The organism is Pseudoalteromonas sp. BSi20439, from assembly GCF_000241165.1.
GTDB lineage: Bacteria > Pseudomonadota > Gammaproteobacteria > Enterobacterales > Alteromonadaceae > Pseudoalteromonas.
On the sequence record NZ_BADW01000039.1, the window covers coordinates 1 to 9,370 of the forward strand.

General features: G+C 40.2%; 8 protein-coding genes and 1 pseudogene. All 9 read left to right on the forward strand.

The genetic code is table 11. The features are described 5' to 3' along the window. Positions 1-115 precede the first annotated feature (115 nt). Positions 116-2,032: a molecular chaperone DnaK gene (dnaK, locus tag P20439_RS03315; protein ID WP_008112365.1), complete on the forward strand. Its 1,917-nt coding sequence runs from the start codon at positions 116-118 to the stop codon at positions 2,030-2,032. 215 nt (positions 2,033-2,247) lie between these two features. Next, the gene (gene dnaJ / locus P20439_RS03320) at positions 2,248-3,387 is read left to right on the forward strand and encodes a molecular chaperone DnaJ (RefSeq protein ID WP_036932825.1); all 1,140 of its coding nucleotides are present in this window, start codon (positions 2,248-2,250) and stop codon (positions 3,385-3,387) included. A gap of 104 nt (positions 3,388-3,491) precedes the next feature. Continuing rightward, positions 3,492-3,953 carry a Cys-tRNA(Pro) deacylase gene (gene ybaK, locus P20439_RS03325; protein ID WP_008112368.1) on the forward strand — a complete coding sequence of 154 codons (462 nt, stop codon included), beginning with the start codon at positions 3,492-3,494 and terminating at the stop codon, positions 3,951-3,953. A 182-nt stretch (positions 3,954-4,135) separates the two neighbouring features. Beyond that, the gene (locus P20439_RS03330) at positions 4,136-4,504 is read left to right on the forward strand and encodes a response regulator (RefSeq protein WP_008112370.1); all 369 of its coding nucleotides are present in this window, start codon (positions 4,136-4,138) and stop codon (positions 4,502-4,504) included. Between the two features lie 136 nt (positions 4,505-4,640). Beyond that, positions 4,641-4,892, forward strand: a complete 252-nt coding sequence (locus P20439_RS03335; RefSeq protein ID WP_008112372.1) for a hypothetical protein — start codon at positions 4,641-4,643, stop codon at positions 4,890-4,892. Positions 4,893-5,055: 163 nt separating this feature from the next. After that, positions 5,056-5,319 carry a hypothetical protein gene (locus tag P20439_RS03340; protein ID WP_008112375.1) on the forward strand — a complete coding sequence of 88 codons (264 nt, stop codon included), beginning with the start codon at positions 5,056-5,058 and terminating at the stop codon, positions 5,317-5,319. Positions 5,320-5,490: 171 nt separating this feature from the next. After that, positions 5,491-7,221 carry an ATP-binding protein gene (locus tag P20439_RS03345; RefSeq protein WP_008464625.1) on the forward strand — a complete coding sequence of 577 codons (1,731 nt, stop codon included), beginning with the start codon at positions 5,491-5,493 and terminating at the stop codon, positions 7,219-7,221. Further along, a complete protein-coding gene (locus tag P20439_RS03350; protein ID WP_008112379.1) occupies positions 7,214-8,575 on the forward strand; it encodes a sigma-54 dependent transcriptional regulator in 1,362 nt (453 codons plus the stop codon). Before P20439_RS03345 ends, P20439_RS03350 begins: the two co-directional genes overlap by 8 nt. A 174-nt stretch (positions 8,576-8,749) precedes the next feature. Next, positions 8,750-9,370 (forward strand): annotated as a pseudogene (locus tag P20439_RS03355) (porin); the annotation flags it as partial.

A 9,370-nucleotide genomic window follows, 5' to 3' on the forward strand; every position in this document is an offset into this window, starting at 1 on the left:
GTAAATAAATTAAAAAAAATGCGTTTTTTTCATTTTTACAGTTGAATTAAGTTTGTGGCATCCCTATTAACTAGTCATCGAATGTATTAACGAATTTAGAAGTTGGAGAAGATTCATGGGTAGAATTATTGGAATCGATTTAGGTACTACTAACTCTTGTGTTGCAGTACTTGATGGTGACAAAGCACGTGTTATTGAAAATGCGGAAGGCGATCGCACAACCCCGTCTATTATTGCTTACACGCAAGACGGTGAAACGTTAGTAGGTCAACCTGCAAAACGTCAAGCGGTAACTAACCCAACAAACACGTTATTTGCAATCAAACGTTTAATTGGTCGTCGCTTTGAAGACGAAGAAGTACAACGTGATATCGGCATCATGCCTTTCAAAATTATCAAAGCAGATAATGGCGATGCATGGGTAGAAGCCGGCGGTGAAAAACGCGCTGCACCACAAATTTCTGCTGAAGTACTGAAAAAAATGAAGAAAACGGCTGAAGACTTCTTAGGTGAAGAAGTAACTGAAGCGGTAATCACAGTACCGGCATACTTTAACGATTCTCAACGTCAAGCTACAAAAGATGCGGGCCGTATTGCAGGTCTTGAAGTAAAACGTATTATCAACGAGCCAACAGCTGCAGCCCTTGCATACGGTATGGATAAAAACCGTGGCGAAAACGTAGTAGCGGTATACGACTTAGGTGGTGGTACTTTCGATTTATCAATCATTGAAATTGATGAAGTTGAAGGCGAGCACACATTTGAAGTACTTGCGACAAATGGTGACACTCACTTAGGTGGTGAAGATTTTGATAACCGTGTAATCAACTACTTAGTTGCTGAATTCAAGAAAGATCAAGGTATCGATTTACAAAATGATCCGCTTGCAATGCAACGTGTTAAAGAAGCAGCAGAGAAAGCAAAAATTGAGCTTTCATCAGCACAATCTACAGAAGTTAACCTTCCGTACGTAACCGCTGATGCATCAGGTCCTAAGCACATGAACGTGAAATTAACACGTGCTAAGCTTGAGTCACTGGTTGAAGACTTAGTGACTAAGTCGATTGAACCGCTTAAACGCGCATTAGCTGATGCTGACCTGTCTGTGAACGATATCAACGATATCATTCTAGTGGGTGGTCAAACGCGTATGCCACTTGTTCAAAGAACAGTTGCTGAGTTCTTTGGTAAAGAGCCACGTAAAGACGTTAACCCTGATGAAGCGGTAGCTGTGGGTGCTGCGATTCAAGGTGGTGTACTTGCAGGTGACGTGAAAGACGTACTATTACTAGACGTATCACCATTATCTCTAGGTATTGAGACGATGGGGTCAGTAATGACAGCACTGATTGAGAAAAACACCACGATTCCTACTAAGAAATCGCAAACATTCTCAACAGCAGAAGATAATCAATCTGCAGTAACTATTCATGTGTTACAAGGTGAGCGTAAACGTTCAAGTGATAACAAATCGCTAGGTCAATTTAACCTAGAAGGCATTCGCCCAGCACAACGTGGTACGCCACAAATCGAAGTAACATTCGATGTTGATGCCGATGGTATCTTACATGTATCTGCAAAAGATAAAGATACAGGTAAAGAGCAAAAAATCACTATTCAAGCCTCTTCTGGCTTAAGTGATGAAGAAGTTGAAAAAATGGTTCGTGATGCAGAAGCGCACGCTGAAGACGATAAAAAGTTTGAAGAGTTAGTAGCTGCACGTAACCAAGCTGATGCACTTGTTCACGGTACACGTAAGCAAATTGAAGAAGCGGGTGATGCTCTGCCAAGCGAAGACAAAGACGCGATTGAAGCGGCTGTTGTTGACCTAGAAGCAGCAATTAAGAGTGATAACAAAGCAGAGATTGAAGCGAAAACGCAAGCGCTTGCTGAAAAGTCTCAAAAGCTAATGGAAATCGCTCAAGCTAAAGCACAACAAGCTGGTGGTGACGCTGGTGAACAACAACAGTCAGCTAAACAAGATGACGATGTTGTTGATGCAGAGTTCGAAGAAGTTAAAGACGACAAGTAATTGTTGCTAACGCTTCTCGCTAATTTAAAACACATGACCAAATCAAGTGTTTGAGTTAGGATGAACACATGAGGCGCGTAGGCTAAAGCTTAACGCGCCTTTTGCATGTAAAGAGAAGTGAATAAAACGCTTTAAAAATTCAATGATAAATCGATATGATTTATCGGTTTGTCCAGCAGCTAACGCTGTAAATAGAAAAGAGTAGTGTGATAGATATGTCAAAACGCGATTATTACGAAGTCCTCGGCGTAAGCAAAGATGCGAGTGAGCGAGACATAAAAAAAGCGTATAAACGCTTAGCGATGAAATATCACCCCGATCGTACCGCCGGTGATAAAGACCTTGAAACTAAATTCAAGGAAGTTAAAGAAGCTTACGAAATACTGACTGATGCGCAAAAGCGTCAAATGTATGACCAATACGGCCATGCAGCCTTCGAACAAGGTGGTGGCGGTGGTCACGGTGGCTTTGGCGGCGGCCAAGGTGATTTTGGTGATATTTTTGGTGACGTATTTGGTGATATTTTTGGTGGCGGCGGTGGTCGACGTCAATCACGCCAGCAACGTGGCTCAGATTTACGTTACAACATGGACTTAAGCTTAGAAGAAGCGGTTCGTGGTAAAGACGTTGAGATTAAAGTACCTACTTGGGTTAGTTGTGAACCATGTGATGGCAGTGGTGCAAAAGCGGGCTCTAAACCAAAAACATGTACAACCTGTCATGGTGCAGGCCAAGTACAAATGCGCCAAGGTTTTTTTGCCGTACAGCAAACATGTCCAACGTGTCATGGACAAGGTCAGATCATTTCAGATCCTTGTAATAAATGTCATGGGCAAGGCCGTGTAGAAAAAACTAAAACGCTATCGGTTAAAATCCCGGCAGGCGTAGATACTGGCGATCGTATTCGCTTATCAGGTGAAGGCGAAGCAGGCATGCATGGTGCACCAGCAGGTGACTTGTATGTGCAAGTATCTGTTCGTGAACACAAAATATTTGTTCGTGAAGCGAATAATTTATATTGTGAAGTACCAATAAGCTTTACCACCGCAGGCCTTGGCGGTGAAATTGAAGTGCCAACGCTTGATGGGCGTGCAAAGCTTAAAATACCGTCAGAAACACAAACGGGCAAAATGTTCCGTATGCGTGGCAAAGGTGTTAAGTCAGTACGCAGTGGCGCTCAAGGCGATTTAATTTGTAAGGTTGTGATTGAAACGCCAGTTAATTTAAACGAGCGTCAACGTGACTTACTTAAAGAATTAGATGAAAGTATGGGCAGAGACAGCTCAAAAAACCGCCCTAAAGAGCAAGGCTTTTTTGATGGGGTTAAAAAGTTTTTTGATGACTTAACTAAGTAATTAGTCGGATCAATAGACCCTAATAAAAACGGCGCTTTTTTAGCGCCGTTTTTTTATGTTTAATGTGCTAAATTATTAGGGAAATTTATTTTGGACTTTATCAGATGACCCCCGCTATAGAGCAGCTAAAAAAAAGCGATATTAAGTTTGACATACTCAGTTACGAGCACGATATAAACAATACTAATTACGGCCTTGAAGCGGTTGAAAAGCTTAATCTTAACAGCGCCCAAGTATTTAAAACCCTAGTGCTAGAAACCTCAGAGCAACAGCTTATTGTAGCGGTGACTCCCGTCACTCAGCAGGCTAATTTTAAACAGCTTGCGAAGCTTTGTGCAGTAAAAAAAGTGATGATGGCAGACCCACAAAAAGTGCAGGCGAGTACCGGTTATATTTTGGGAGGAGTAAGCCCCCTTGGCCAAAAAAAACGGCTAAAAACATACATACACTCCAGTGCGTTAGATTTTGAAATAATATATGTTAGTGCCGGAAAACGAGGGTTAGAAGTAACACTAAGTGCAAAAAGCTTAGCACATATAACCCAAGCTTCGTTTGCAGTTTTTTAAACTTTTGTTTAGCTAAAATAAGGGGATACAAGTATCCATCTGATTACTTGCGGCAATAGGTATTGTTAACTAATGTTGTTACTACACATAACACGTTTTTGTTAATACCTTTTAGATTGGCGTGTTGCCTTTACTTTGTTTTAATGAAAATTTGCTCGCAGCTATTTTGGTAAAACATACGCATGAAAATACTTGTTGTTGATGATATGCCGTTAATGCGTCATGTATTAATTAATATGTTAAGGCAGTTAGATTATAAAGATATTGTTGAAGCCACAGATGGGCTTCAAGCATTAAACATACTGCAAAATCAAATGTTTGATTTGGTTATAACAGATCTTCATATGCCTAAAATGGATGGCATTACTTTACTTGATAATATTAGAAAAGATGCCGAGCTGAAAAACCTTCCTGTACTTATGGTGACCTGTGAAGATAGTTCTTCGACTGTCAAAAAAGCGATTAATGCTAAAGTGTCAGGGTTTATCGTAAAGCCTTTTAATATGAATGTGTTATCAGCTCAATTAACCCGTTTATCGATAAAAGCCTAAAGCTAATCGTTTATAAAGTAGAGTTATCTACCGACTGTTTAAAAAATGTATTAGCGCAACAGCCATTCATTATTTTCTACCACTGATGTGATAGCATTATGCTATTAACTAATCGTAAAGTAATTATTGAGGAAGTATGGCTAAGCCCAATAAAAAAGGGCCTACAAAAACGGTCGATATATTTTGTTCTGCGTGTAAGGCACCGTTATTCAAATACCGTAAAGGTGGCAAAGGTGCTTTAGTAAAATGTTTTATAGAAAGAATAACCCAAGATCACACCCATACTGAATGCGTATGCCCAGGCTGTGAACGACCTTTTGCCCGCACCACAATCATAAGAGGGACCCCCGCCTATAAAATGATTGGTGGTAAAGTTACTTTTAAATAAACGTTTTGTTTATAGTCTAAAGTAGTGAGGGGCGGACATAAGCCCTTGTTTGCTTTTATTTCACTGGTAAACTTCGCTGGTTTTGCTGTTTCAATGATTGAAAAAAACCCTCCCCATGGATTGGGCCAGTCAGTTGGGTTTTAAAATGGAAAAGGATAGACGTGTGATCGCACTTTTATTTGATATTGTTGGTATGAGTGGTACTTTTTTAGTGGTTGGTTCATTTTTTTTGCTGCAACTAAATAAAGTTTCACCTAAAAGTTTAACGTATAACTTAATGAATTTAAGTGGCGCTATTTTGTTACTTATTAGCCTTTGTTATAACTTTAACTTAGCAAGCTTTGTGATTGAAATATTTTGGATTGCAGCCTCATTAATTGGCTTATACAAATATTTTAAAGACAAACCTGTCGTTGCAAAAGCGTAAATTAAGCTAAAACAGCACACCTTAAAAGGTGATTAAACCGTGGAATGTAATATTTCACGGTTTTTTAGTTTCAGTACAATTGTTAACAAAAAGTTTCTTCTGCAAAGGGGGATAACTCGTTACAATATTGGCTATTACTTATTATTGGCATCATAGTTGTCATAGGCGTTTATGTTCTCCATCCCCAAAAAAATTATTTTTGCCTGTATATTGTTAGTACTATTATTGGTGGTCACCTTTTCGTTTGGTCGTGCTTATGATTTAGGGCAAGCTAAAATTCAAGCTGATCAACAAGTTATCCAATTAAATAATTATATCGATAACGAACTCGCTCGATTTGCGGCTATCCCTCAGCTGCTAACTGAAAATAACGTATTGATTCGTTTTACTAATAATGAATCACAACACTTTAATGCAATTAACAATTACGTTGCTGATATTCAACAAGCCAGTGGTGCCTCAGATGTATACATACTAGATACTCATGGCGATGTTATTGCCAGTAGTAACTGGCAAACCGACTATACATTTTTAGGTAGTAACTTTGCATTTAGACCTTATTTTAAACAAGCGTTTGCCGGTGAAAAGGTCGCATACTTTGCACTTGGTCAGCGCTCAAAAGAGCGCGGGATTTATTTTTCCCAAGCTATTTACCTAAATGGAAAAGCCATTGGCGTGGTGGCGCTTAAAATTAATGTCGCTAAATTTGAAAACGATCGTTCGCTTTTAAATACCTCAAAAGGAAGCCATTTTTATTTGCAACTTGCCGATAATATTATTGCCATGTCAGATGAACCCGCATGGCGTTTAAATAGTTTTACAGAGCTTGATATTACCGCGCGTCGTGATATTAAACAGCGCCGTGCTTACTTAGATCATCAACCGCTACAAATTAAACAACAGCGCTACAAAAGCCAAGGCATTGAGCAATTTAAAATTGCTAAAGATGAATACGTTTCCGCCTCAAGACCCTTAACTCATCTGAATGCAACCATGACAGTGCTTGTTGATATTTCAAACATTAACGCCTTACAGGTGCCTAGATTACTATGGCTAGTGTTATTTTATTGGGTGTTTATTTTTGTTGGATATAGCTTATTGACACGCTTTGCCGGGTATAAAAAATTACTGTATTCGCGTCACAGTTTAGAGCTCGAAGTACTAGAGCGTACTCAAGCACTCGAAAAAGCCCAAACCGCACTAGTACAGTCGGCAAAATTAGCCACTATTGGGCAATTGAGTGCGGGCATTAATCACGAAATTAACCAACCGCTCAGCGCAATGAACACCTATTTAGCCAGTGCTAAAATTTTCCTAAAAAAGGGAAAGCTCAACGCATTAAGTGAAAACTTAATCATTATCGAGAATTTGGTAGAGCGGGTGCATAAAATAGTGGCGCAGCTTAAACACTTTAGTAAACCGGCGGCCATGCAACTGCGACCCCATCCACTGTCGGCGTTATTAAACAATGCGTTGATGATCACCCACCCGCAACTTAAGCAAGATGATGTAAACGTTAGTGCACCGCAGTTTTCGCAAGAGATCACCGTGTGGGTCGATGCGTTAAAGTTTGAACAAGTATTGGTTAATGTGATCACCAATGCATCACAGGCAATGAAAGGTGAGCCAGTTAGAGAGCTCAGTTTTGATGTTGAATGCTTTGAGGAGCGCGTTAAGCTTTCTATATTAGATAGTGGCCCTGGTATTGAGCATCATGTGCTGGGCTCTATTTTTGAACCCTTTTACAGTACCAAGTCAAGTAATGGCTTAGGGCTGGGCTTATCAATATCAAAGCAAATTATTGATTCATTTAATGGTTACTTAACGGCACACAATCGCCCTGAAGGCGGTGCGCAATTTATTATTAGTTTATTAAGCATAGAGGCCCCAAAAAATGATTGAAGCCGTTGTTTGTAAGCAAGTGGTTATTATTGATGATGAAGCGATGATCCGCGATTCGTTAAATCAGCTATTAACGCTCGAGGGGTATGAGGTACAGTGTTTTAGTGATGCAAGTGTTGCCTTAAGTCGCTTAAATCGTAGTTTTTGTGGCATTGTACTTAGTGACATAAACATGCCCACTATGGATGGTTTAACCTTTATTGAGCAGGTAAAAGCATTCGACAGTGAACTTCCGGTAATATTTTTAACCGGTTATGCCGATGTTTCTGTTGCGGTAAAAGCGATGCAATTGGGCGCGTATGATTTATTTGAAAAACCACTGAACGAAAATTTATTAGATTGTATTGCCAGAGCCTCAGATAAACGTGCCTTAGTAATGGAAAACAGAGCGCTGAAGCGCGCGGTTGAGAAAACGTCGGCGCCCGGTGTGCGTATTTTAGGTGAGACCCTTAAAATGCAGCATATGATGAACCTACTCAACACGGTGATTGATACTCCGGCTGATGTGCTGATTGAAGGTGAAACTGGCACAGGTAAAGAATTGGTTGCCCGTTATTTACACGATCATAGTAACCGTTCAAGCTGTCAGTTTGTGGCTATTAACTGTGGCGCAGTCCCAGAGCAATTAATAGAAAGCGAACTGTTTGGGGCTATCAGCGGAGCCTTTACTGGCGCAACACACGATCGCAAAGGTAAATTTGAGTTTGCACAAGGCGGCACCGTTTTTTTAGATGAAATTGAAAGCACTCCTTTATCGCTTCAAGTTAAATTACTACGGGTACTCGAGGAGCGAAAAGTAACCCCCGTTGGTGCTAATAAAGCGATAGAGCTTGATATTCGTATTGTCGCAGCCACCAAAGTCGATTTACTTTCGCTGGTAGAAAAAGGTGAGTTTAGAGCCGACTTATATTACCGATTGAGTTTAGTAAAAGTCAGTATTCCTGCATTAAGAGACAGAAAAGCAGATATTCCACTGTTATTTAAGCATTTTAGTTCTATTGCTGCGACCCGCTTTCATAAACCGTTAGGGGCGCTCAATATAGAACTACAACAACGTTTACTAGCGCACGATTGGCCTGGCAATGTGCGGGAATTGAGAAATCAAGCCGAGCGCGCGGTATTGCTAGGCCCCGATCTGGCATTTGCACAAAGTGACTCAAGCAACAGCACGCTATCATTAGATTTGAGCCTAGCCGAAAAGGTCAGCTTTTATGAGCAGTCTTTAATTGAAGAAGCCTTAGAGCTTAACCATGGCAGCATTAAAGACACCATGACAACCTTACAAATTGCGCGTAAAACCCTCTACGATAAAATGAGTAAATATAACCTTAATCGAGATATGTTCACCGATTAATGGGTGGAAATGGTGATATTGAGTGTTTTTTATGTGTGGAAACCCGCACATTTCAGTGTTTGTTTTTAAACCTTTATTTTTTAAATTACTGAAAATTATTGTTATTTTTTAGTTGGTCATGTTCTTGCTTTGTAGGTGCAGACAACAAGTAGCATCACATAATTAGGACACATAATGAAAAACAATATATTCCAAGGTTCAGTACTTGCTGCGTTATGCAGTGCTGCCACGTTACCTGCAACCACTTTTGCTGCAGACTACACAGTGTATGGTAAAGCCGAAGTACAAATTGCTAACACCGATACAGGCATAATGCGTTACGCTGACGAAGGCACGCAAATAGATGCCCCCTTTTTCGCGTATTGGTATTAAAGGGGACCATAAATTAAATGAGTATTTTACCGCGGTATTTAAATACGAAGTTCAAGTAAAAGGTTTTGAACACGACGACACCAATGAGCCTTTTGCAGCACGCAATACTTACCTTGGTCTAAAAGGTGCTTTTGGTGAAGTGGTGGTTGGGCGAAACGACACGCGCTTTAAATATTCAGAAGGTAAACTCGATAACTTTAACGAAACCCAAGCTGATATTGCTCAAGTAATTGCAGGGCAAGACCGCTTAGGCGATACCATCACCTATACCTCTAAGTATTGGCATAACGCGCAGTTTTCATTTACCTATGCGCCAAAAGATGACAACAAAGATAACGAAGCAGGATTTGCTGCTACGCTAATTTACGGCGACCGTAATTTAAATAAAACACCTTACTCTATTTCAATCAGCCATGTTGATTT

Excerpts from the sequence above, each read along its gene's own strand:
- dnaK (WP_008112365.1), top strand. The coding sequence starts at position 116 with ATGGGTAGAATTATTGGAATCGATTTAGGTACTACTAACTCTTGTGTT.
- dnaJ (WP_036932825.1), top strand. The coding sequence starts at position 2,248 with ATGTCAAAACGCGATTATTACGAAGTCCTCGGCGTAAGCAAAGATGCG.
- ybaK (WP_008112368.1), top strand. The coding sequence starts at position 3,492 with ATGACCCCCGCTATAGAGCAGCTAAAAAAAAGCGATATTAAGTTTGAC.
- P20439_RS03330 (WP_008112370.1), top strand. The coding sequence starts at position 4,136 with ATGAAAATACTTGTTGTTGATGATATGCCGTTAATGCGTCATGTATTA.
- P20439_RS03335 (WP_008112372.1), top strand. The coding sequence starts at position 4,641 with ATGGCTAAGCCCAATAAAAAAGGGCCTACAAAAACGGTCGATATATTT.
- P20439_RS03345 (WP_008464625.1), top strand. The coding sequence starts at position 5,491 with ATGTTCTCCATCCCCAAAAAAATTATTTTTGCCTGTATATTGTTAGTA.
- P20439_RS03350 (WP_008112379.1), top strand. The coding sequence starts at position 7,214 with ATGATTGAAGCCGTTGTTTGTAAGCAAGTGGTTATTATTGATGATGAA.